Annotated in this window: 20 protein-coding genes; 13 read left to right on the top strand and 7 right to left on the bottom strand. The window is 56.8% G+C overall.

Translation table 11 applies throughout. The features are described from left to right. The first annotated feature begins 119 nt into the window (after window positions 1-119). The 12 genes from ACJ5NV_RS14635 to trpB all read left to right on the top strand — a co-directional run bounded on the left by ACJ5NV_RS14635 (window position 120) and on the right by trpB (window position 13,894). Entirely contained in the window at window positions 120-392 is a 273-nt protein-coding gene (locus tag ACJ5NV_RS14635) for a hypothetical protein (protein WP_411644859.1), read from the top strand. Window positions 393-459: 67 nt separating this feature from the next. Next, window positions 460-2,424, top strand: coding sequence for a beta strand repeat-containing protein (locus tag ACJ5NV_RS14630; protein ID WP_411644857.1), 1,965 nt, complete (start codon window positions 460-462; stop codon window positions 2,422-2,424). Further along, window positions 2,366-5,677, top strand: coding sequence for a beta strand repeat-containing protein (locus ACJ5NV_RS14625; protein WP_411644855.1), 3,312 nt, complete (start codon window positions 2,366-2,368; stop codon window positions 5,675-5,677). Before ACJ5NV_RS14630 ends, ACJ5NV_RS14625 begins: the two co-directional genes overlap by 59 nt. 228 nt (window positions 5,678-5,905) lie before the next feature. Next, window positions 5,906-7,339 (top strand): OmpA family protein, encoded by a 1,434-nt coding sequence (locus tag ACJ5NV_RS14620; protein WP_411644853.1) that lies wholly within the window; start codon window positions 5,906-5,908, stop codon window positions 7,337-7,339. 3 nt (window positions 7,340-7,342) lie between these two features. After that, window positions 7,343-7,591: a hypothetical protein gene (locus ACJ5NV_RS14615; RefSeq protein ID WP_411644851.1), complete on the top strand. Its 249-nt coding sequence runs from the start codon at window positions 7,343-7,345 to the stop codon at window positions 7,589-7,591. 151 nt (window positions 7,592-7,742) lie between these two features. Further along, window positions 7,743-8,729 carry a hypothetical protein gene (locus ACJ5NV_RS14610; protein ID WP_411644849.1) on the top strand — a complete coding sequence of 329 codons (987 nt, stop codon included), beginning with the start codon at window positions 7,743-7,745 and terminating at the stop codon, window positions 8,727-8,729. Between the two features lie 246 nt (window positions 8,730-8,975). Continuing rightward, complete coding sequence (rpsA, locus tag ACJ5NV_RS14605) at window positions 8,976-10,649, top strand: 30S ribosomal protein S1 (protein WP_411644847.1); 1,674 nt, start codon at window positions 8,976-8,978, stop codon at window positions 10,647-10,649. Window positions 10,650-10,971: 322 nt separating this feature from the next. Continuing rightward, window positions 10,972-11,253 (top strand): integration host factor subunit beta, encoded by a 282-nt coding sequence (gene ihfB / locus ACJ5NV_RS14600; protein WP_411644845.1) that lies wholly within the window; start codon window positions 10,972-10,974, stop codon window positions 11,251-11,253. A 9-nt stretch (window positions 11,254-11,262) separates the two neighbouring features. After that, window positions 11,263-11,619 carry a lipopolysaccharide assembly protein LapA domain-containing protein gene (locus tag ACJ5NV_RS14595; protein ID WP_411644844.1) on the top strand — a complete coding sequence of 119 codons (357 nt, stop codon included), beginning with the start codon at window positions 11,263-11,265 and terminating at the stop codon, window positions 11,617-11,619. After that, window positions 11,619-12,266: a phosphoribosylanthranilate isomerase gene (locus ACJ5NV_RS14590; RefSeq protein ID WP_411644842.1), complete on the top strand. Its 648-nt coding sequence runs from the start codon at window positions 11,619-11,621 to the stop codon at window positions 12,264-12,266. The genes ACJ5NV_RS14595 and ACJ5NV_RS14590 overlap by 1 nt, the downstream gene beginning before the upstream one ends. Window positions 12,267-12,322: 56 nt before the next feature. Continuing rightward, the gene (locus ACJ5NV_RS14585; protein WP_411644840.1) at window positions 12,323-12,535 is read left to right on the top strand and encodes an N-(5'-phosphoribosyl)anthranilate isomerase; all 213 of its coding nucleotides are present in this window, start codon (window positions 12,323-12,325) and stop codon (window positions 12,533-12,535) included. 132 nt (window positions 12,536-12,667) lie between these two features. Then, window positions 12,668-13,894, top strand: a complete 1,227-nt coding sequence (gene trpB / locus ACJ5NV_RS14580; RefSeq protein ID WP_411644838.1) for a tryptophan synthase subunit beta — start codon at window positions 12,668-12,670, stop codon at window positions 13,892-13,894. 63 nt (window positions 13,895-13,957) lie between these two features. On the opposite strand, the gene ACJ5NV_RS14575 is transcribed toward trpB, so the two are convergent. The 5 genes from ACJ5NV_RS14575 to ACJ5NV_RS14555 all read right to left on the bottom strand — a co-directional run bounded on the left by ACJ5NV_RS14575 (window position 13,958) and on the right by ACJ5NV_RS14555 (window position 18,866). Next, a complete protein-coding gene (locus tag ACJ5NV_RS14575; RefSeq protein WP_411644836.1) occupies window positions 13,958-14,341 on the bottom strand; it encodes a DUF2237 family protein in 384 nt (127 codons plus the stop codon). 152 nt (window positions 14,342-14,493) lie between these two features. Further along, window positions 14,494-15,531 (bottom strand): DUF2332 domain-containing protein, encoded by a 1,038-nt coding sequence (locus ACJ5NV_RS14570; RefSeq protein WP_411644866.1) that lies wholly within the window; start codon window positions 15,529-15,531, stop codon window positions 14,494-14,496. A gap of 11 nt (window positions 15,532-15,542) precedes the next feature. Next, on the bottom strand, window positions 15,543-16,220 hold the full coding sequence (gene pth / locus ACJ5NV_RS14565; RefSeq protein ID WP_411644834.1) for an aminoacyl-tRNA hydrolase: 678 nt from the start codon (window positions 16,218-16,220) through the stop codon (window positions 15,543-15,545). Between the two features lie 163 nt (window positions 16,221-16,383). Next, window positions 16,384-17,928 carry a pilus assembly protein TadG-related protein gene (locus tag ACJ5NV_RS14560; RefSeq protein ID WP_411644832.1) on the bottom strand — a complete coding sequence of 515 codons (1,545 nt, stop codon included), beginning with the start codon at window positions 17,926-17,928 and terminating at the stop codon, window positions 16,384-16,386. Window positions 17,929-18,221: 293 nt separating this feature from the next. Continuing rightward, window positions 18,222-18,866, bottom strand: coding sequence for a 50S ribosomal protein L25/general stress protein Ctc (locus tag ACJ5NV_RS14555; RefSeq protein ID WP_411644830.1), 645 nt, complete (start codon window positions 18,864-18,866; stop codon window positions 18,222-18,224). Between the two features lie 170 nt (window positions 18,867-19,036). Between ACJ5NV_RS14555 and ACJ5NV_RS14550 the strand changes: the two genes are divergently transcribed. Next, the gene (locus tag ACJ5NV_RS14550; protein WP_411644828.1) at window positions 19,037-20,194 is read left to right on the top strand and encodes an MFS transporter; all 1,158 of its coding nucleotides are present in this window, start codon (window positions 19,037-19,039) and stop codon (window positions 20,192-20,194) included. A gap of 165 nt (window positions 20,195-20,359) precedes the next feature. On the opposite strand, the gene ACJ5NV_RS14545 is transcribed toward ACJ5NV_RS14550, so the two are convergent. Both ACJ5NV_RS14545 and ACJ5NV_RS14540 read right to left on the bottom strand, forming a co-directional pair. After that, window positions 20,360-20,569, bottom strand: coding sequence for a hypothetical protein (locus ACJ5NV_RS14545; protein ID WP_411644826.1), 210 nt, complete (start codon window positions 20,567-20,569; stop codon window positions 20,360-20,362). Window positions 20,570-20,719: 150 nt separating this feature from the next. After that, window positions 20,720-21,883 carry an alpha-hydroxy acid oxidase gene (locus ACJ5NV_RS14540; protein ID WP_411644825.1) on the bottom strand — a complete coding sequence of 388 codons (1,164 nt, stop codon included), beginning with the start codon at window positions 21,881-21,883 and terminating at the stop codon, window positions 20,720-20,722. Window positions 21,884-21,937 lie beyond the last annotated feature (54 nt).

The following is a 21,937-nucleotide window of genomic DNA, read 5'->3' as shown; positions in this document are numbered from 1 at the left end:
GCGTTCGGTAGGCCATGACTTACAATCCATCTTTCCCAAAAGACTAAAGTGTTGCGTCGATCCATTGAAAGCACCCGTTAAATCGGTCGTAGTGATTCGACATATATTTTAGAGAAGAAATGAAGACAATTAATCTCATTCAGCAACTTGGTATCCGTCAGCGCAGTATCCGTTCAAAATTCATGAGAGCCACTGAATTGGTTTTCGTATTGGCCATAGGGTCGACCATTGTGATCACCCTGCCTGCTGCAGTGGAGGCGCAGACCCTGGAGTGGGACGGGGCCGGGGCGACGGTGAACGGCACGGTCGAGGGGGGGGGCGGGCACCTGGAAGGCCACGACCGAAAACTGGACAAGCGATGGCGGCACCGCGAACGAAGCATGGGCAGATGATGCGAAGGTCGTTTTCGGGGGCACTGCAGGGACAGTGACCGTGGATGGCACACAGGATGTGCAGAATATGACCTTTGATGTCGATGGCTATACTGTGACCGGCGGCACCTTGAACTATAACAATGTCGACCCGGATCCGGTAGAAGACCCGATCACCGATACCGATCGCGGGATCATGGTGCGTACGGGGACCGCCACGATTGCCAGCGATGTCGTCTCGACCAACGGCCTGTCTAAGTCTGGTGATGGCACGTTGGTTTTGTCGGGGTCGAATAAGATCAATGGCACATTGAACATAGAAGGGGGGCATCTGGTGGCCACCGCGCCGGGGGCGCTTAACGGTGTTACTAACCTGTTTATGCAGGATGATCTGCAACTTGCCGATGACAGCCGCATCGTGACGGAGGTCTCGGTGGACCTAGGGGGGGCGACGCTTTCGGTAGTCGAATTGATGATTAATACCCCGGGCAGCAACAGCCTGAGCAATGGCACGGTTTCCGTTTCCGGTACGGCGCTGCTTGGCCAGGGGACAATCAATGCGGTGTTGGATGGGGCGGGCGCACTGAGAAAGACGTTGTCGTATACGGCGACCTTGAACGGACGCAATACGCTGACCGGTCCCGTGAACGTACAAACAGGCGCTTTGGTCATCGGCGCGACAGGCGGGCTGACGAACGCCGAAACGATCACCATCAATTCAGGCGCGACCTTCAGTGTGGATGGTGATGGCAATGCGGTGTCGGACACAGCCACGATTAACAATAGCGGTACATTCGAACTGACGGGCAGTGACGAGACGGTCGGCGCGATTTTCGGCGCGGGCAATGTCGCGCTGAACGAGAATACGCTGACGATTAATCAAGACTCTCAGATTAAAGGTGTCGTCTCTGGCAGCGGAGATATTGTGTTCCAGGGCACCGGCTTTTTGGCGCTGCGCAATAATAACACCATGACCGGGACGCTCTATAACACGGGTGGTGGCAGCATCGACAACCGGGGTGAGTTCGTCGGCGATATTCACAACGAAAACGGTTCTTTGTCGAACGGGTCATGGATAAATGGGACGATCGAGAACAGCGGATCCTTTACCAACAACAACGCCGTTAATGGGGAATTGATTAACAAGGCCGGGGGCACTGTCACAAACGGTGCGTGGATCTTTGGACATGTCACCAATGAACTTGGCGCAACATTCAATGAGCAAGGCAACTCTGGCAGCTATGGCCAGGGTGTGACGAATAACGGCACTTTCAACATTAATGGGGCTGCTTTCGGGCTGACCGGCGGCACCTTCGAGAATAATAACATCCTGAATAATAATTCAGGTAATGCGATTACATTTTTCGTGGGGACAGGGGGCAACCTTGTCAACAACGGCACGATCAATGGCGGCACCAGCGGGATCACCCTAAGTGGTGACGCCTTTACGATTGGCGCCGGAAGTACGCTGACCAATGTCACCATCGATGTGGACAACCTGACCACTGACATGGATTACGATATTCAAGGCACGACCGATTACAACTTTACCAACAATGCCACGGCGACGGTGGTGGCCAATGCCAATTTCAGCGGCGGCGATCTGACCAATACCGATACGCTGAATGTATCCGGCGGTAACCTGGAGGGTGTTGGTCAACTGACAAACGCTGGCACGATAAACTTAGGAGTTGATGGAGTAGGGCCACGGATCTTGTCGGCAGAAAGCCTAACCAACACCGGTACAATTGATTTCCAGAACGGGTCGATCCTGACTGTGACCCAGGCAGATACGAACAACGACGGCTACATTACTGCCGTCGGCGGCACCATTTCCCAGACGGCGGGCGACTTTAATAACCTTGAGAACGGCGAGGTTAGGTTTACGGGTAATGTAGGGCGGTCTCTTTTGGTAGAGAATGGTGTGCTTAGGAATGCGGGCATGCTTGCTGTTGAAGGTGGCACTCTCGTGGTTGAATCCGGGGGGGGGCGCGTTGGAGAAAAGCGGCACAATCGATTTAGGCACTGCTGCGACTTTCGACGCGACTGGTAGTGCGATCCTGAATACCGGTACCATCAACCTGTCGCGGACGCTGCGCGCCGAGACCCTTACCAATGACACGGGCGGTGTCGTGAACGCCGCGGGAAATATGCAAGCGAACGTTGTGAATCAGGGCACAGGTGAGTTCAATATCACGGGCAACCTGAACGCCCTTCTCCAGAGCTTCACCAATACGGGTAGCGCGACGCTGAATATCGCGGATGGTGCAATCGCCACTTTGGACGCGCTGAACAACACCTCTGCGGGCGCAGGCACGACGCTGGCGAATGCTGGTGTCAGGGTTATGGCCGATAGCGTAATTGATGCGGAAACAATTACCAATACCGGCGGTGGTACCATGGTGAATGCGGGCACGCTGACGACCCGCGCGACCGGCGAGGCCGGGCTGAGCAATGGTAACGGGTCAACGCTGATCTCGACCGGGACGATTGATGTGAGCGCAGCGGTCTCGGGCAATGCGTTTGCGAATGCGGGAACCGCGCAGATTCAAGGGGTGGTGAACGGCAATATGACCAATACCGGCCGGTTTGAGGCCACGGGCGATCTGAACCATACCGGATATTATATCATAAATAACGATGCCGGCATATTCGCTGTGACCGATGGCACGGTGACCAGCAGCGGTGATTTCACCAACGCCAGTCGGGGTACAGGGACCACGTCCGATACGGCAGGGGTTCAGGTCGCGCAGGGCACCGAACTGTCGGTCTCCAGCTTCTCCAACCAGTCGAGCGGGACGGTGAATATTGCCGGCACGCTGACAACAACGGTCCCAAACGAAGATTTACCGGTGTCAAATCGTGGAACCATGACCATTGAAAGCACTGGCGTTGTGAACGGGGGCGTTTACACGGACGACACGTTCGTGTCGCGTGGCCAAGTGAATGGTGGTCTGATCAACTGGGGCAGCGCGAACATCAGCGGTGGGGTTGACGGCGATGTGAAAAACCACCCCCTCGCGCAGTTGGACATCGACGGCGATTTGGTGATGGAAGGCGATCTGGTCAACAACGACGTTGCAAGGGTTGCTGTCACGGCAGGCACAGTCACCGGAATAGACCTGTTGGTGAACGCTTCCCCTCGCGCAGGAACCGGCGCAGGTGAGGCCGGCTTTGAGATCGTTGTGGGGGCAGCAGTGAACGCGAACCGCGTGACGAATTACGAAGATGCGACAATGCTTGTCGCCGGGACCTTGAACAGCACGAACGTGATCGACAACGCAGGGACGCTGATTTCCACCGGCACGCTGACAGGCGGCCTGAACAACGCGGGCAATGCGACGGTGCGGAACACGCTTTTTGGGAATGTCGAAAACACACTCTCGGGGCTAATGACGATTGATGGCGATCTGACCATGAATGGCGGCTTGCTCAATTATGCGGATGCAGAGGTCGATGTCACAGCAGGTACGGTGACTGGCCTGCTGGCACTGACCAACCTGGGCACGGGTAGCGGCACCGGCGCGGATGAGGCCGGGTTCGAGATCGATGATGGTGCCGCCGTGAATGCAGAAGCTGTGACCAATAGCGGCACGATGTATATCGCGGGTGATCTGAACAGCGACACGACAATTGCAAACTCCGGGATATTGACATCTGTCGGTAGGCTGTCAGGTGACCTAACCAACACGCTGACCGCCAGTCTGGAAGGTACGCTGGATGGCGATCTGACCAATGATAGTGGGACGATTGATATCACCGGCGATTTGACGGGGACTGCGGACACGGCAAGTGGGGACGTGTTCAACCGTAATACAGGGGTTTTGCGGATGACAAGCGGGGCCCGCTTTACGTTTGATGCGCTGAATAATGACGAGACGTCCCAAATTGCTTTGAACCTTGCTACGCTGGATGGCGACGTAGATAACGCGGGCCTTATATCGGGGGCCGGGGTGATTTCCGGGGCGCTGGTCAATCGTGGTACAATGTCGATGGTCGATGCCACAACGGGTGATGTCACGCGTATTTCTGGCGGGCTGACGGGTGCGGGCGGCGTGTTTCAGTATGACCTTGATTTGACCATGGCGACCGCCACTTCGGATATGATCACCGTGACAGGTGCTACGACCGGAACACTGGACCTGCAATTTACCCAGGCAAGTGGCACGATGCGTCTGAGCGATACTGATATGATGGTTCTTGACGTCGATGATACGGCTGTAAATGATTTCAGCTTTATCACGACAGGTCTTGAACAGAATGCCAGCCCTGTTTCGATCTTTACCATACAGGATACAGTGAATGGTGACGTTTACTTGCGCACGGCTGCCAGTCCGGCGCTGGGTGGCCTGCTGGGCGGTATGGGCCAGATTGAGGGTCTAGCGAATTTGCAGGCCGGAAACCTTGCCCCGCATGTCGCAACCTGTAGCAGTGCGGGCAGTTGGGCTCGTGTTACCGGTGGTGAAACGACAACTGAAGCCAGCGCCGAAAACAGCGGCCAACAGCGCGCGCTTGATATCACTACAGACTATCAAGGCGTTCAGGCTGGCGCTGATCTGGGGTGTTTGACAACGTCTGGCGGTCTTAACCTGACATTCAGCCTGCTGGCGGGGGGCAATAGCGGGGCCTCGACCCAAGATCTGGGGGGCAGCGGGGCTACCGCCGACCTGACCGGGCTTGATTTCAACCAAGTTTATGCAGGCTTTTATGGCAGTGCGTCGCGCGGGTCGCTGGCGCTTGATCTGATGCTTAGCTATGGTCAGACAGATTACGAGGTGAGCAATGGCGCCTCTGCGTTGGGGCTGACGGATCCCGATTTCAGCACCGAGACAATCAAGCTTGCCGGGTCGCTCTCTCATAAGATGGCGCTGGGAAATAGCGGGCTGTCCTTTGCGCAACATGCGGGCTTTGCCGCTTCCAGCACCACGATGGATGATCTGTCATTTGATGGCGGTCAAACGCTGGAGGTGGATGATTTTGTCAGCACGTCAGGCTTTGCTGGGGTGACGCTGAACAAGGCCTTTATGCTTGGTGACGAAGCCACCGTCCTGAATACCTTTGCCGGGGCGACCTATTATGGCGCGCTAAGTTCAGATCAGAATGCGACCTTGGTTGAGTCGAGCGGGGCCGCGAGCGGATTGAGCACGAAAGGGATCGGTGGGTTTAGCGAGGTCAGCATCGGGCTTGATTTCGCCCGCAAGCTGGGCGGCACAAGATCATTCAACACAGCGTTGCGTGTCGACAGCCGCCTGGCGGGTGATGTCGAAGGCTACAGTGCTGGGGTGCAGTTCGGTTTCGCATTCTAACCCCCTGCGTGGATGGAGGGGCGCGGTTGTGTGCCCTTGCGATTGTGCGTGCTCGCCTTCGATCATCGCAAGGTGGAGTAATGGCGATGCGTCGCCGGTTAACCATGTCGGCCGCAAGGCTTTGTCACAATATGGCCATAGTCCCAAAATATGCGAAAAGCTCTGGGGAAATACGGTTTTTCGGACGAGAAATCGTGAGATAATAGATTAATTGCGAGGTATGCCTGAATGAGGCTAGCGCTCATTTCATGTGTCCTGATCCTGACGATCGGGACATTCTTTTCGGCCAGTTGGACGCTGCCAACGGCGTCATCCGGTGCGGGTGCAGACTCTGTGTTGGCAGAGGCAAATGCCGCTGCCGCCGGTGCTCTGGCAGAAGAGACCGAACGCCACACGGCGCGCATCGCCGAGCTGGAAGCGCAGCTTGATGCGCAGGTGGAAACGATTGATACGGTGACCGCCGCACGGAACAAGTTGCTGAATGATTTGGGACTGCAGGCTGGCACGCTGGTTGAACTGCGCGCTGCGAATGAAGCGCTGACAGAACAGGTCGCCACGCTAAGCGCTGATGCAGAGGCTGTGGTCACAGAAGATGGCAATGAAGCCATTGCCGCGCTGAATGAAACGATTGCAGCGAGCAATGCCGAGATCGACGTTCTGAATGCCAAGATCGCCGAGATTGAGGCGGTTTCTGCTGCCCGTGCTGAACGTATCGCACTACTTGAAAGCGATGATCCGGACGCAGACACTGCGGCCAATGCCGCTGCGGAAGATCAGATTGCTGCGCTGACGGCGACGGTCACTGAGAAGGACCAGATCGCTGCCGATCTGGCCGGTCAGGTTGCGACCTATGAAGACGAGATTGCCGTGCTGCGTGCACAGGTTGACGGGCTGACTGAGGCGGCGGCCGTGGATGCCGCGCCGGAACCCCGCGAGGCTCAGGCTGTTGCCGCTGGGCCCGAGGCGGTCGACCCTGCCGAAGATCGACCCGTTGCTAGAAGCGGATACGGGCCTGAGGCAGTTGCCGAGGCGCCTGCGCCTGAGGCCGCTGCTGAACCTGAGACCCCAGAGGTGGCGGAGGCAGAAGCTGTTGCTGAAGAGCCTGCTGCGGCAGAGGTCGAAGCACCCGTTGCAGAGGTTGAAGAAGAGACCGTTGTAGAAGAAGAGGCGGAAACCGCTGAGGTTGCCGCTGCCGATCCGCCCGCAGAAGAAGCTGTGGCCGAGGCCGAAGTGGCTGTGGCCCCAACGCTTGCGGTCTGCCAAGAGCGCATTGATGCGGTGCAGCAAGAGGCCAAGATCAACTTTGCCACTGGCACCGCCTCTATCGCCGGGGATTCCGTTCCTGTGGTGGAAAACCTGACAGGTATCGTGCTGGAATGTGCACAGGGTGAGCTGATCCTTGAAATCGGCGGTCACACCGATAGTCAAGGCGGGCAGGACAACAACCTTGCCCTGAGCGAACGGCGTGCGCAGGCGGTCTATGACGCCCTGCTGGCAGGCGAAGTCCCCGAAGCGTCGATCCGTGCGGTCGGCTATGGCGAGGCACAGCCGATTGCATCCAACACGACCGCTGCAGGCCGTGCCGAAAACCGCCGCATCACCTTTGAATGGCAGAGCGTACCTGCTGCCGAAACCGATACTACAGAGCAGGAGACGGAGTAAGTCATGTCTGATATTTTCGTCCAAGCAATGATTTACATGTGTGCCACCTTCATCCTGGGCGGTGTCCTGGGGTGGGCTATCTGGGGCTTTGGAAGCGCCAAGCGGCTGTCTTCGATGGCGTCCGAGGTGAATTTCTGGAAAGAAAACTGCGAGCAATCCCGGTTCCAGCGCGACAACGAGCTGCGCAAGATCGAGCTGCTTGAAGATGAGCGCAAACAGCTGAAACAAAAACTCGCCGCTGCCCGGGGGTAACCCGCGCGGATAGGGCCACAAATCCATTTGCACCGCTTGGTGCCAGACCCGTCCGCATTTTGCGGGCGGGTTTTTGTTTTGTTGTGAAACTCTGTGCTAACGTGACGCTATTAATGTGCTAACGTGACGCTATTAAATCGAGGTGGATTCCATGTTGTTTTTGAGATTGTCACAGCTAAGCCTATTCGCAGCCTTCGCTTTTCTGGGCGCATGTTCAGCTAATCAGGGTGTGAATACTCTGGATCAACTGACGATCAGCGCCGCCAACGATGGTGAACTGCAAAACCCGGTTAATCTCGGATATCCTTTACAGTCCCGTTTTCTTGCCGTGAACGGGCAGTTCCCAATTGCCGGTGCTGGCAGTGGCTGCCTTGCGAGTAGCTTTCGTCCTGCGGCGTCGGTCGTTTGTTTCCAACCGGACAAAGATACAGAAGTCCTTGTGCGGCACTATGCTGCGCCAGATGACGCTTTGACCAAAATGATCGCGCTCCAGTCAAAGCTGAAGGCGCTGGACTTGCAGGTTGCGCAGTTGATCACGCTGAGTGCGTCTCCTGATCAGGCCGCGACGGCACGCGCGGCAAATGCTGTGATTCAGAAGAGCGGTGAAATTGTTTTGGATGCCCAGAAAGCAAATCTTTTTCTTTTTCGTTGGCGAGGCAGCACCAGCGGTGACGCGAGTGCTGATGCAGGTTCGGTTGGTAATGTGCGAGCCTCCGCCCAACAGGCGCAAAGCGGCGTTGTTATTGTTGGTGGTCTTCACCTGTCGCAACTGATGGTCGGGCGCGATTTTTCAAGCCGTTTCGAGCGGATGCCAGAAAATGCAAAAGTCGCCACAGTGACTATGTCGGCTGATCATCTGCTGTATTTTGCCGGGTCCAGTTTGAATGCAGCCATTGCAGCGGAAGCGCGTCGTGACGCAGGTGGTCTGCTGCGCGGTTTAGACGATAAAACCAAACTTGCGTTGCAGGCGTATGCGCAGCTTGGCCGTGCCCAAGAAACCCAGGGCTTGTTCAGCCGCCCTGTGGCACGACGCCTGACCCCTGAACAAGCGGCAGCATCCAACGAGGTCCGGCTGGTATTTTATGCGGCAATGACCGATGTCGGCGACTTGTTAAATCTTTTGGGAGAAGCCGAATAGCTGTGCTACGTCTTAAGCCTTGCAAATAAGCCCGAACCGGCCTATACGCCGCCGTGTCGAAGCGTCGAGACAGGCGCGGGCGTGAGACTTGAGCGGGGTCGGTGTCAACCGGCCCTGTTGTTTTATGTTCGCTGCGGCGCATCGTCCAATGAAACCCGTTCCACCAAAGGTGGGCATTCATCCAAAGACCGGTGGAGACAACCACCCGGCCCGTATAAAAACCAAACGTTAGGAAAACGACGCCACATGGCAAACACAATGGAAGAGTTTGAAGCACTCCTGAATGAAAGCTTCGAAATGGACACACCCGATGAAGGGTCTGTTGTCAAAGGCAAGGTGATCGCAATTGAAGCGGGCCAGGCCATCATCGACGTCGGCTACAAGATGGAAGGCCGCGTTGATATTAAAGAATTCGCAAATCCCGGTGAAGACGCTGAACTGGCTGTAGGTGACACGGTTGAAGTGTTCCTGCGTCAGGTTGAAAACGCCCGTGGTGAAGCTGTCATTTCGCGTGAAATGGCCCGCCGCGAAGAAGCCTGGGATCGTCTGGAAAAAGCCTATGCTGACGAAGAGCGTGTCGATGGCGCGATCTTTGGCCGCGTCAAAGGTGGTTTCACTGTAGACCTTGGCGGCGCGGTTGCGTTCCTGCCCGGCTCTCAGGTTGATGTCCGTCCTGTGCGCGATGCGGGCCCTCTGATGGGTCTCAAGCAGCCATTCCAGATCCTGAAAATGGACCGCCGCCGTGGCAACATCGTTGTGTCCCGCCGTGCCATCCTTGAAGAATCCCGTGCCGAGCAGCGCGCCGAAGTTATCGGCAATCTGACCGAAGGTCAGGAAGTTGACGGCGTGGTCAAGAACATCACTGAATACGGTGCGTTCGTTGACTTGGGCGGTGTTGACGGTCTGCTGCACGTGACCGACATGGCGTGGCGCCGGGTGAACCACCCGTCCGAAATCCTGTCGATCGGTGAAACGATCAAGGTGCAGGTCATCAAGATCAACAAAGAAACCCACCGTATCAGCCTTGGCATGAAGCAGCTGCAGGATGATCCATGGGATGCTGTTGAAGCCAAGTTCGGTCTGGGTTCTGTGCATCAGGGCCGCGTGACAAACATCACTGATTACGGTGCGTTTGTTGAGCTGGAAGCCGGTGTTGAGGGTCTGGTTCACGTGTCCGAGATGTCTTGGACCAAAAAGAACGTGCACCCCGGCAAGATCGTTTCCACCAGCCAGGAAGTCGAAGTCATGGTTCTGGAAATCGACAGCGCCAAGCGCCGCGTTTCCCTTGGCCTGAAGCAAACTCAGCGTAACCCATGGGAAGTCTTTGCAGAGCAGTTCCCTGAGGGCACTGAGGTCGAAGGCGAAGTCAAGAACATCACTGAATTCGGTCTGTTCATCGGCCTTGAAGGCGATATCGACGGCATGGTCCACCTGTCTGACCTGACATGGGAAGGCCGTGGCGAAGACGTGATCGGCGACTTCCGCAAGGGTGACGTTGTCAGAGCCAAGGTTGCTGAAGTTGACGTCGAAAAAGAGCGTATCTCTTTGTCGATCAAAGCTTTGGACGGTGATCCCTTTGCTGAGGCCGTTGGCGGCGTGAAGCGCGGTTCGATCATCACTGTTGAAGTGACCAAGATCGAAGATGGCGGCATTGAGGTCGAGTATGAAGGCATGAAATCCTTCATCCGTCGCTCTGACCTGTCCCGTGACCGTGCCGAGCAGCGCCCAGAGCGTTTCGGCGTGGGCGACAAGGTTGACGTGCGTGTGACCAACATCGACAGCAAGACCCGCAAGCTGGGTCTGTCGATCAAGGCACGCGAGATCGCCGAAGAAAAAGAAGCGGTGGAGCAGTATGGTTCTTCCGACTCTGGCGCATCCTTGGGCGATATCCTGGGTGCCGCGCTGAAGGGCGACGAATAAGTCATCCGGCTAAGCTATTGAATTTAACCCGTCGCAGGCGACTGCGGCGGGTTTTTATTATGGTGACGTGTTCCGAACCGGCCCCCGTGTCGGTATGCGCATCTTGTCCGTCACCGAATCATACGTTGGCGGGTGATTGGTTTTGCAATGCGCGAAAGCTGACGCCTCTAATTTAGGCCGTTTTGCCACAGTTGAATTTCAAAAATGACAAAAAATGCTGCTTTGCGGCTATTTCAAGGCAGCCACAAAGTGCGTATAGTTCCTTGATAAGCGTTAAAGAATGCGCATTCTGTGATAAGTTGCTGTTTGGGAGACAAATGCAATGATCCGATCTGAATTGATCCAAAAACTCGCCGATGAGAATCCACATCTCTATCAGCGTGATGTGGAAAAAATTGTTAATACTATTTTTGAAGAAATTACCGACGCGATGTCCCATGGGGACCGTGTTGAACTGCGCGGGTTTGGCGCGTTTTCAGTTAAAAAGCGCGATCAACGGATTGGTCGGAACCCTCGGACGGGGGAATCGGTTGAAGTTGAAGAAAAACATGTTCCGTTCTTCAAGACTGGCAAGCTCTTGCGTGATAGGTTGAACGGCAACTAAGAGGGTGCCATGAAAACCATTCGCTATGCTTTTTGGGCCATCGTTGGCCTGTGTCTTGTATTGATCGGCCTCGCTAATCGCGGGATGGTCACGGTGCGCGCTATGCCAGAGGCGCTTGGCAATCTGCTGGGTCTGTCGCCGGATGTGGATTTGCCACTTTTCGTGGTGATCTTTCTTGCGGTGGGTGCCGGTTTGATGATCGGCTTTCTGTGGGAATGGGTGCGTGAGCATCGGATTCGTTCCGACGCGCGAAGCAAATCCCGCGAAGTGGAAACGCTGCGCCGCGAGGTGCAGCAGCTTCGTGGTGCTGCCGCGGGGGCCACTTCGGATGATGATGTGCTTGCACTGCTGGAAAAAACCGGCTGATGCGTGCAGACATTCGGGTGAAGATTTGCGGCCTGCGTGACGCGGCTGCGGTACAGGCGGCTGCCGATGCAGGTGCGGCCTATGTTGGTTTTGTGTTTTTTCCAAAATCCCCACGCCATGTGGAGATTGCCACGGCCGCTGCGCTGGCGAAAGAGGTTCCGGTTGGGGTCGCCAAGGTGGCCTTGGTGGTGAATGCTGACAATGCACAATTGGATGCCATTACCGATGCGGTGCCGCTGGACATGTTGCAGTTGCACGGCAGCGAGACGCCCGCGCGTGTAGCAGAGGTTAAGGCCCGTTATGGTCTGCCTGTGATGAAGGCGGTTGGCATCGCAACGGCCGCTGATATCCCCCAGATTGATCGCTACGCCGCCGTTGTTGATCAACTGCTGATCGAGGCGAAGCCGGAAAAAGCCGCGGTGCTGCCCGGTGGGAACGGTGTTCCGTTTGACTGGCAGTTGATATCAGGGCGTCGGTGGACCGTGCCGTGGATGCTGGCGGGCGGGCTGACGATTGAAAATGTGGCTGACGCGATCCGTCAGACCGGGGCACGTCAGGTCGATTTGTCCTCGGGCGTGGAGTCATCCCCGGGTGTGAAGGATGCTGGGTTAATTGCGCGTTTCATGGCGGCGGCACGCGGGGATTAACTGATCGTTTACTATGCCCGTGGCATGAAAACGTCATAAAAGACAGCGTTCTTCCGATGACAGTCGGCGCATGGTTTCGGCACCTCTTTTCTGCGCGGGCGGTGCTTGACGGGGTGGCGGTGCGTCGCAAAGTCAGCGATATGGAGCGGATCGTCGGACGGGACCGGTTTTCAACAGAGCTGAAACGACGTGGTTATTCCGCAGTGGAAAACGCCGGGCAGGTGATCGTATTTTGCAATGCAGAGCCTGTGCGCTTTGTTGTGTCCTGACAATTCCTGAGTCAGGAATTGTTCCCAAATCCTCTGCGCGGATTGGATTTCAGACTGTCATAGAGAGTCTGCCGCTTTACGATCTGATACTTCGGCGCTAGGTCTAACCAACACGACATCAGAGGTGGATCCATGGACAACAGTCTTTTTAACAGCTTCATGACCGGCCCGGATGAAAAGGGCCGTTTCGGCGATTTCGGCGGGCGTTTCGTGTCGGAAACTCTGATGCCACTGATCCTCGAACTTGAAGAACAGTATGAACGCGCAAAGACGGATGACAGTTTCTGGGCCGAGATGCATGATCTCTGGACGCATTACGTGGGCCGTCCTTCGCCGCTTTATTATGCGGAGCGGCTGACACAGCATTTGGCTGGGGCCAAGATCTATCTCAAGCGGGATGAGCTGAACCACACAGGTGCGCATAAGATCAACAATGTGCTTGGTCAGATCATTCTGGCCCGCCGTATGGGTAAAACCCGGATCATTGCAGAGACCGGGGCAGGGCAGCATGGTGTGGCGACGGCTACGGTCTGCGCCAAGTTCGGCCTGAAATGCGTGGTTTATATGGGGGCCCATGATGTGGAGCGGCAGTCACCCAATGTGTTCCGCATGCGGCTGCTGGGGGCAGAGGTTGTTCCGGTGACATCGGGTCGTGGCACACTGAAGGATGCAATGAACGACGCCTTGCGCGACTGGGTGACCAATATCCACGACACGTTCTATTGCATTGGTACGGTCGCCGGGCCGCATCCGTATCCTGCAATGGTACGCGATTTTCAGGCAATCATTGGCAAGGAAGCCAAGGAACAGATGATGGCTGCAGAAGGCCGTCTGCCTGATACGATCATTGCGGCCATCGGCGGCGGATCGAATGCGATGGGTCTGTTCTATCCGTTCCTTGACGACAAGGATGTGAACATCATCGGCGTCGAGGCTGGCGGCAAGGGCGTGAATGCCAAGATGGAGCATTGCGCGTCACTCACCGGCGGTCGTCCCGGCGTTCTGCATGGTAATCGCACTTATCTGCTACAGGATGATGACGGGCAGATTCTGGAAGGCTTTTCTATTTCGGCAGGGCTTGATTACCCAGGCATTGGCCCCGAACATGCTTGGCTGCACGAGATCGGTCGCGCGCAATATGTTGCAATCACTGATAAGGAAGCGCTTGAGGCATTTCAGCTTTGCTGTGCGCAGGAGGGGATTATTCCCGCTCTGGAACCGTCACATGCGCTGGCCCATGTGATCAAGATCGCGCCTGAATTGCCCAAGGATCACCTGATCATTATGAATATGTGTGGCCGCGGCGATAAGGATATCTTTACTGTCGCGAAACATCTGGGCTTTGACATTCAGACATGAACGCGCGTCTGGTTTGTGGGCGGCCCAGCCAAGGGCCGTGCACGGACCAGATAAGCCAAAGCATCACGACTGTTCTGCGTTCATGTCATAGCTGCGCAGAACGTCCATCGGGATCACATCAAGCGCTTTCTGATGGGTGGCTTGCAGATCGACTTTGGGTGCGCAGCCTTCCTCGTGCGCCTGAAGGAAGCGCGATGCACAAAGACACCAGTGATCACCCGCTTTCAGCCCGGCAAAGCGCAGGGCGGGCCGGGGCGTGCTGAGGTCGTTTCCAAGGTATTTTGAGAAGGCCAGAAATTCCTCCGTCATGACGGCGCAGACCGTATGGCTGCCTTGATCGGCGGCACATGTATCGCAGGCCCCATCGCGAAAGAAACCTGTCATCGGATCGGTTGAGCAGGGGGCCAGCGCCGCGCCCAAAACATTGAGAGATGGGTCTTTTTCCATATCAAACAAAACTTTCTGCTGTTCGTCGAAACATTGCACCGCTGTTGGCATAGTTACCGGGGCGCTACGATCATGCTCTGCGCTAACAACTTCTCTGTTGCGAGTAGTGTAGATGTATTGCCCGCAAATGCCACGCGCGATGTCGAATAACTCTATCTGGCGATGTGATCCGGCTGATTTGCCGACCAGCGCACCCAGCGCCCATGAAAATCAGCGCGTCCGAAGGACAGTGTCATATTGCCGGGCCAGAGCCGCAGCGTCAGCGCGGCACCCGGTGTGCCACCATCGTTTTCCATGCCGAACCACGCAAGCGGCGATTGATCGGTGGCGGTTTTACCGGCCTCTTCGATGAGTCGAATGCCCTGTGCTTGCTTGTCGGCTGGAAAATATTGCCATGCGACCGTGCTGTAGATCAGGTGTATCTGTCCGGGCTGGTGTGTCAGCCGTGGCGCAAGCCAGTCGATCGCATCGGCCTGTTCCACTGGGGTTTTAGCGGCGTCTACGGCGGCGCGCGTTATCTGCATGCGCTCTGGCTGGTCGGGCCAGAGATAGGCTTGCAGCCGCAGCGCGTGATCGGGGTTGCGCGGATCAAGCGGGTTCAGGTCAACGCCTGCCCGCGCGGCAACCACTGGATCGGTTGCAGGCGGCGGTGGGCCAGTCCAATCGGGGCGCAAGGTGAGCGCTGGGTCGGATGGGCCGAAACGCTGGCCGGCAACCTCTAGCCCGTAGCGGTCCCAATGCAGGTTCAACCCGCCGCTTGCCCCCAATTCGGACAGGCGCAGCGGCAACTGGTATCGGTCCGCAAGCCAGTGCCCGATGGCGATCAGAGTGGCCGCGCGCCGGACCTCATTCGTTTGCGGCGCGCTGTCGAGCCATGTGTTCATTGCGGTGGTATCGCTAAGCAGCGTGTCGCTGACCGCGCGCCAGAGCACATCATCGCTGGTTTCATGCGGCGGATAGACGGGCCCAAGTATCGCGTGCCCTTGCAGATGCAGCGCGTGCAGGGCCCCCGCCAGCCGCAGCGGCACCGATTGCGCCCGTGGAGATATATCGCCCGCCCAGTTGAATATACGGTCGGTGATGGCCCCTTGGGGCCAGTCGCGCGTTGCGAATAAGCCCATCAGGCGTGCCATAAAGGGCGAGCCGAGGCTGGCGCAGGCCTTGGATTGGAAATCGAAGGCCTCGGATATTTTGGTGGGGGTCAGCGGAAGCGATCCACGAGCTTTTGCAGCGTCGATCGATCGTCGTCAGCCTCGGTTGCTGGCGCTGGTTCAGAGACCTGCGCTTTAGGGGTGCTGGTGGAGGAGCGTGGCGGATTGACCCGTAGGGCAATCGCGTTCAGGAACTTTGGTCCGTCCCCGGCGACCAGATCGGCGATCCCGTCGCTGATCCCGCGCAGTTCATCATCCAGCCAGTTCTGATCGGCCTTAGGGAAGTCGCGCAGCACATAGCCCGGCACCGCGTCCTTGTGCCCCGGATGGCCAACGCCCAGACGCACCCGGTCGTAATCCGGCCCGATATGCCCGTGGACGGAGCGGAGACCGTTGTGGCCCGCATGCCCGCCGCCTGTCTTCAGGCGGACCTTGCCGGGGGCAAGGTCGATTTCATCGTGAAAGATAATCACGTCTTCGGATGACAGCTTGAGGTATCGCATCGCCTCGCCCACGGCCTGCCCGGACAGGTTCATAAAAGTTTCCGGCTTGAGCAGGGTGACCTTCGTCGATCCGAACCGGCCTTCGGCGATTTGTCCCTGAAACTTGCTGCGCCAGCCGCTGAAGCCATGATCGGACGCGATCCGATCCAGCGCCATAAAGCCGATATTGTGACGGTTATGCGCGTATTTCGCGCCGGGATTGCCCAGACCAACAAGAAGTTTCATATCAGTATGATTAACCTATGCCGCAGTGCAGCGCTAGTGCCAGAAATGCAGCTTGTTGTTTGCTGCATGTTGCCAGTTCTGACAGGTACCATGATGCGGCGGCCTAAGAACGCGAAAGGCCGCCCTGATCAGAGCGGCCCGACGGCGGTGATATGACAAGAAATCACATATCCAAGCGCAGATCGGTAATCTGTTCGGCGATCTGTTCGAACACGGTGGTCAGGCCAGCACCGCTTGCAGGGAAATATGTGGCAGAAGAAGTGGCACAGTTCGCCATTTCCTCGTTCCCCTCCGCGTCTGTTTCGAACGCAACGGTATAAACCACTACGTCACGCTCGGCTGATTTTGCCAGATCGCACATGGCGTAGAAATGGTCACGGTTCGTTTCTCGCGGAGAGTATAAGTAATACGGACTGCCCGGTTGGTTGGCTATAGGATCTACCAGATTGACCGGATCCAGTGGGTTGTTAGGCCGCAACTGTTCTGTGATCTTACCATCGGTCATCAAGATGATCATCTTTGTGGTTTCACTATCATCCCATGCAGCCGGGCGGTTGGTGAAACCATCGGGGACCAGTTTCATCCGGTTGAGGATCACCTCTGCCGCGTCGATTTCGGCCTGCGTCGTGGCAGCGGCGATGGCTGCCTGATAATCGGCGTTGATTTGCGCGATGCTGACGCTATTGAGATGCTTAAAGCCGGGCTGCGTCGCCGGATCGAGAAGTGCCAAACCATATTTCATGGCATAGTGGGTGCCGGTGCCGTCGTGCATCCGGATATTTTGGATGAATGTGGCTGCGTCGCCTGCGTCTTGAAACGCATATTGGATTGCGCTGCGATCCTGCGGGCACCAGCCCCAATCCATGACATCAGCCGCAATGTCCCAAGTCTGGAAATGCGGAACCTGCTGATTGAACGGCGTGGGCATGCCGCTGTTGTCCCAATCTGCCCCATCGATTTCGAGGCAGGAGGACACCTGTGGGAAGTAAATATCTGCGCCTTCTTCATCGGTCCCGATTACAAGGTTCTCCTGATAGCGGACACCGTTCAGATAAGAGAACATATCGGGGCCCGGATTGGTCATCCCGGCATAAGGCACGATGTTGAGCGAGACTTGGCCGCCGTTTTCCGGATCCAGCACTTTGTTGGCGAATGCGATTGCGGCATCCTGCATATCGCCGAAGCGGCCGCGACTGGTCGACCCGCCAAAGCGCATGGACCCCGAAATATCGAGAACGAGTGAGATTTCGACTTTTCCGATCCCTTCAACTGCGCCGGACTGGGCAGGGACCCGCAGGTCGTCAATTCCGACCAACCGAAGATAAAACGTATTGAGGTTTTGCGCTGCCTCAACCCGGACTGTTCGGAAATTGCCGCTGTCGATGACTTCTGGCGAGCCGACAATATTGTCGGAAAACCCTGCTTTGCGGAAGTAATCTTCGATCACCTCCTCTGGAGGAAGTGTTTGATCCAGCGACGCGGCTGCGAGAACGGCGCGATCAGACACGCTTTGCAGTGTGATCCGGCGAGATTCAAAACGCATGAAATCCACAGCCATGCCGCCCATTACCAGCATTACGATCAAGAGTAGCAAGGTCAGGATTATCAGGCCGCCGGATTCGTCTTTGCGGAAGCGGTGTAGCAGTCTTCGCAGATCTCGGAGGACTGCGTGATGAGGATCGATAATCGGTATCAGCTTACGTGTCATATTCAACTCCAACAACTTTGGCCGGACGTCGCTGATCTTTAATAATTGGGGCAGTGAAATCTGAATTAGGTCACTAAATAGGCGAACAATGGACGCCTTTGTTGGGTCCGCGATCTACTGTTGGCGGAAATTGGCCCAAAGCTATGATTGGCCCGTGCGCCGAAAACTGCATATTTTCTAAGGAAAAAGCGAATTCGGATGTGATTTCGTCCGATTCTCTTGCGATTAGCAGAAACGCAAAAGGGCACCGCAAAGGTGCCCTTTCATCACTGTCCTGCGAAGGTTGTCTTCGCTTATGCGTCTGCAGCGGGTGCTTCTTCGGACGCTGCTGCGGTGTCGTCTGCATCGTCGCCATCATCTGCCAGCACCGCACGTGGTGCAGAGATGTTGGCGATGACGAAGTCACGATCAATGACGGGCTTTGCGCCTTCGGGCAGGGTCACGTCACTGATGTGGATCACGTCGCCCATCTGTGCGTTCGCCAGATCGACGGTGATGTGGTCAGGGATGTCACCAGCCAGCACGTCGAGTTCGACTTCGTTCCGCACGATGGTCAGCACGCCGCCTTTTTTGATGCCCGGGCAAGTTTCCTGGTTATCAAAATCAACGTGGATGAACAGCTTGACGCGGCTTGTCCGCTTCAGGCGCATCAGGTCGATATGCGTGGGCAGATCTTTGACCACGTCACGCTGTACGCCACGGCAGATCACACGCACGTCGTCCTGACCTTCAACCTTGAGGTTGAAGAGCGTGGACATAAAGCGGCCTTGACGCAGCTTGGTCAGCAAATAGTTGAAGGGAAGGTTAATCGCGAGCGGGTCAGACCCACCGCCATAAACAATGCCAGGTACGTCGCCATTACGGCGAGCTTGACGAGCGGCCCCCTTGCCTGTCCCCGTCCGTACCGTGGCGACAAGATCAGGAATCTCACCAGCCATAGTATATCTCCGATATGTTATGGGCCGCCCTCCAAGGGTGTGCGGCCCGGTAAGTCGCTGCCTATAGGGCGGATTCGCCTCTTTGAAAAGGGGGATTCTCGGTCCGTCGCCAATTGCGTTCTGCACTATATAGGCTTGCACAGTCGGGTGGGGCGCATCATTCATCACGGATGTCCGTTTTCAGCGCCCTATCTGTGTCCCGTAAACCTGCCGCTGCCTTTGTTGTGGTCGGTCTTTTCTGGGGCTGTTTCGCAGCCCATGTGCCTGTGATCAAAGGGCAGATGGGGGCCAATGACGCGACCTTTGGAACGCTTTTGCTTGGCTCTGCCACGGGGCTTGTGTCGGCCATGTGGCTGGCCCCGCGCGTGGATCGGATGATGGGCGACCGGTCGATGCAGGCCGGGATCGTAGCGCTGTCGCTGGCGTGGCTGCTGCCAGGTCATATCACCGTGCCCTTGCTGTTTGCGGCGGCGATGGCACTGGTCGGGCTTGCCTCGGGGTTGCTGGACGTGATCATGAATGCGCGCGTCAGCGAGTTGGAGGCGCGCCATGACCGGCCGTTGATGAACGCCAACCATGCGATGTTTTCGGTCGCCTATGCCGTGGCCGCGCTGATGGTTGGTTTCACCCGCGAGGCGGGCCTGCCGCCGACAGTGGTCTTTGCAGGGTTTTCGGCATTCTGCCTGCTGCTGGTTCCTTTCATCCGCATGGATGTGACAATCGTCGCGGCTGAGGGGGGGTATGCCGGACGCTATCCAATCTGGCCGATCATGCTGTGCGGCACTGTCGTGCTGATCGCCTTCATGTCCGAAGCAACGGTCGAGGCGTGGTCCGCATTGCATGTGGAGCGTACCTTGGGTGGCGGTGCAGCTGAAGGTGCGCTTGGCCCCGCGATGCTGGGGCTGACAATGGCTGTGGGCCGGTTTTCGGGGCAAATCGTGTCAGAGCGTTTCGCGGAATTGACCGTGGTGATTGTTGCCGCATTGATCGCTGCCCTCGGTGCGGTCATTGCTGCGCTGGCCCCTGTGCCTATCGTCGCTTATCTGGGCTTTGGCATTTTGGGGCTTGGTGTTTCGGTGATCGGACCCATCGGGCTTGCCCTTGTGGGGAACCTGGTTGCCCCGCATTTGCGGACAGAGGCCATCAGCCGCACGGCGGTCATCGGTTTTTCCGGCTTCTTTTTCGCGCCGATGCTGATGGGGCTGGTGTCCGAGGCATATGGGCTGCGCATTGCCTTTGGCGGTGTCGCCGGGCTGTTGATCTGTGCGGTGCCACTGGCATTGATCGTGGCGCGCCAGCCACGACAGATCGCCGCGCCGGGGCAATGATTGTATTAGAGCATTTCGATTTATACCTGAATCACCAATCGCGGCCTTTCGCCTGCGGCTCAAACGCAATTGGTGATCTGTGATGTCTCAGGTTAAAATCGAAACGCTTTAGTACCGGGCCGCTTTGCGGCGGACCGGCGCGAAGGGCTGCCCCGCTTATCGACGTCAGTCGCTATTGTTCACGGCTGCTGCGATCAGCAGCGCGGCGAGGATGCCAAGGACGATGAAAGTGGGGCTGATGGATGATCCTGCTGGTTCTTCTTCGATGATGACGACCGGTGGTTCCATAACCTGAGGCTCAAGCGTGCCTGCCTGAAGTGCTGTTGATGAAAGAAACAGAGTGGCTGCCGTTGTGAGGCCAGTGAAAAGCCGCATGTTGAATACTCCAAAATTTGAATCAATCTTACGGGTATTCTGCTGCGGTTGAACCGCAGGCCTGTCACCCACTATCATTAATGGTTAGCTGTTCACGTTTCGTCAACATTTTGTTTATTTCAGTGGGATTGATTTTTCAGGGGCGTCAGATCAGACCCACGCGCCCTCGAAATCCTGGGGGACCAGCAGCACATCCCGGTCCAGCGTCGTGACGTCGCGTCGTCCGCAAAGCGCCATGGTCGTGTCCAGTTCTTTTTGGATGATCTGAAGCGCAGTGGTCACGCCCTGTTCGCCCATCGCGCCTAGCCCGTAGATATAGGCGCGCCCGATCATCACACCCTTGGCCCCCAGCGCCAGCGCCTTCAGCACGTCCTGGCCCGATCGAATACCGCTGTCGAAATGCACTTCGATCTGGTCACCGACGGCGGCAACAATAGCAGGCAGCATACGGATGGCTGACAGCGCCCCGTCAAGCTGGCGACCACCATGGTTGCTGACCGTGATCGCATCAGCCCCGACCGCCACCGCATTTTTGGCGTCTTCGACATCTAGGATGCCCTTGAGGATCAGCTTGCCGCCCCATTTTTCCTTGAGCCGTGCGATCATTCCCCAATCCAGTTTCGGTTCGAACTGTTCGGCCGTCCAGGATGACAGGCTGCTGGTGTCGCCGACGTTCTTGGCATGGCCGACGATATTGCCGAAACTGCGCCGCTTGGTTTGCATCATCTCATAGCCCCAGCGCCATTTGGTGGCGAGGTCGATCATCGTCGGGATGGTGAATTTCGGCGGGGCGGTCAGCCCGTTTTTCAGGTCCTTGTGCCGCTGCCCAAGGATTTGCAAATCAAGTGTCAGCACCAGCGCCGAACAGCCTGCCTTTTTTGCCCGTGCGATGATATTGTCGATGAATTCTTCGTCTCGCATCACGTAAAGCTGGAACCAAAACGGGGCGGTCGTATGCTTGGCCACATCTTCGATAGAACAAATCGACATGGTGGACAGGGTATAGGGCACACCAAATTTTTCGGCGGCCCGCGCAGCCTTGATTTCGCCATCGGCGGATTGCATGCCCGTCAACCCGACCGGGGCGAGCGCGACGGGCATGCTCACATCCTGTCCGATCATCTGGCTTTTGGTGGTGCGGTCCGACATGTCTACGGCCACACGCTGGCGCAGCCGGATCTGTGCGAAATCCGAGGTGTTTTCGCGAAAGGTCTGCTCTGTCCAACTGCCGCTTTCGGCGTAATCATAGAACATCTTGGGCGCGCGCCGCTTATGCAACTGCTTGAGATCGTCGATGGTCGTGATGACGGGCATGGCGGACATCCTGAAATTGGTTAGTTTCCATTACCAATGTTGGACGCTGTGGGC

The organism is Loktanella agnita (genome assembly GCF_046640325.1).
GTDB lineage: Bacteria > Pseudomonadota > Alphaproteobacteria > Rhodobacterales > Rhodobacteraceae > Yoonia > Yoonia agnita.
This window is presented reverse-complemented; position numbering and strand designations above follow the sequence as displayed.

Bases quoted from the DNA above. Each gene is read 5' to 3' on its own strand.
- ACJ5NV_RS14635 (WP_411644859.1), top strand. From the start codon at position 120: ATGAAGACAATTAATCTCATTCAGCAACTTGGTATCCGTCAGCGCAGT.
- ACJ5NV_RS14630 (WP_411644857.1), top strand. From the start codon at position 460: ATGACCTTTGATGTCGATGGCTATACTGTGACCGGCGGCACCTTGAAC.
- ACJ5NV_RS14620 (WP_411644853.1), top strand. From the start codon at position 5,906: ATGAGGCTAGCGCTCATTTCATGTGTCCTGATCCTGACGATCGGGACA.
- ACJ5NV_RS14615 (WP_411644851.1), top strand. From the start codon at position 7,343: ATGTCTGATATTTTCGTCCAAGCAATGATTTACATGTGTGCCACCTTC.
- ACJ5NV_RS14610 (WP_411644849.1), top strand. From the start codon at position 7,743: ATGTTGTTTTTGAGATTGTCACAGCTAAGCCTATTCGCAGCCTTCGCT.
- rpsA (WP_411644847.1), top strand. From the start codon at position 8,976: ATGGCAAACACAATGGAAGAGTTTGAAGCACTCCTGAATGAAAGCTTC.
- ihfB (WP_411644845.1), top strand. From the start codon at position 10,972: ATGATCCGATCTGAATTGATCCAAAAACTCGCCGATGAGAATCCACAT.
- ACJ5NV_RS14595 (WP_411644844.1), top strand. From the start codon at position 11,263: ATGAAAACCATTCGCTATGCTTTTTGGGCCATCGTTGGCCTGTGTCTT.
- ACJ5NV_RS14590 (WP_411644842.1), top strand. From the start codon at position 11,619: ATGCGTGCAGACATTCGGGTGAAGATTTGCGGCCTGCGTGACGCGGCT.
- ACJ5NV_RS14585 (WP_411644840.1), top strand. From the start codon at position 12,323: ATGACAGTCGGCGCATGGTTTCGGCACCTCTTTTCTGCGCGGGCGGTG.
- trpB (WP_411644838.1), top strand. From the start codon at position 12,668: ATGGACAACAGTCTTTTTAACAGCTTCATGACCGGCCCGGATGAAAAG.
- ACJ5NV_RS14575 (WP_411644836.1), bottom strand. From the start codon at position 14,341: ATGGAAAAAGACCCATCTCTCAATGTTTTGGGCGCGGCGCTGGCCCCC.
- pth (WP_411644834.1), bottom strand. From the start codon at position 16,220: ATGAAACTTCTTGTTGGTCTGGGCAATCCCGGCGCGAAATACGCGCAT.
- ACJ5NV_RS14560 (WP_411644832.1), bottom strand. From the start codon at position 17,928: ATGACACGTAAGCTGATACCGATTATCGATCCTCATCACGCAGTCCTC.
- ACJ5NV_RS14555 (WP_411644830.1), bottom strand. From the start codon at position 18,866: ATGGCTGGTGAGATTCCTGATCTTGTCGCCACGGTACGGACGGGGACA.
- ACJ5NV_RS14550 (WP_411644828.1), top strand. From the start codon at position 19,037: ATGTCCGTTTTCAGCGCCCTATCTGTGTCCCGTAAACCTGCCGCTGCC.
- ACJ5NV_RS14545 (WP_411644826.1), bottom strand. From the start codon at position 20,569: ATGCGGCTTTTCACTGGCCTCACAACGGCAGCCACTCTGTTTCTTTCA.
- ACJ5NV_RS14540 (WP_411644825.1), bottom strand. From the start codon at position 21,883: ATGCCCGTCATCACGACCATCGACGATCTCAAGCAGTTGCATAAGCGG.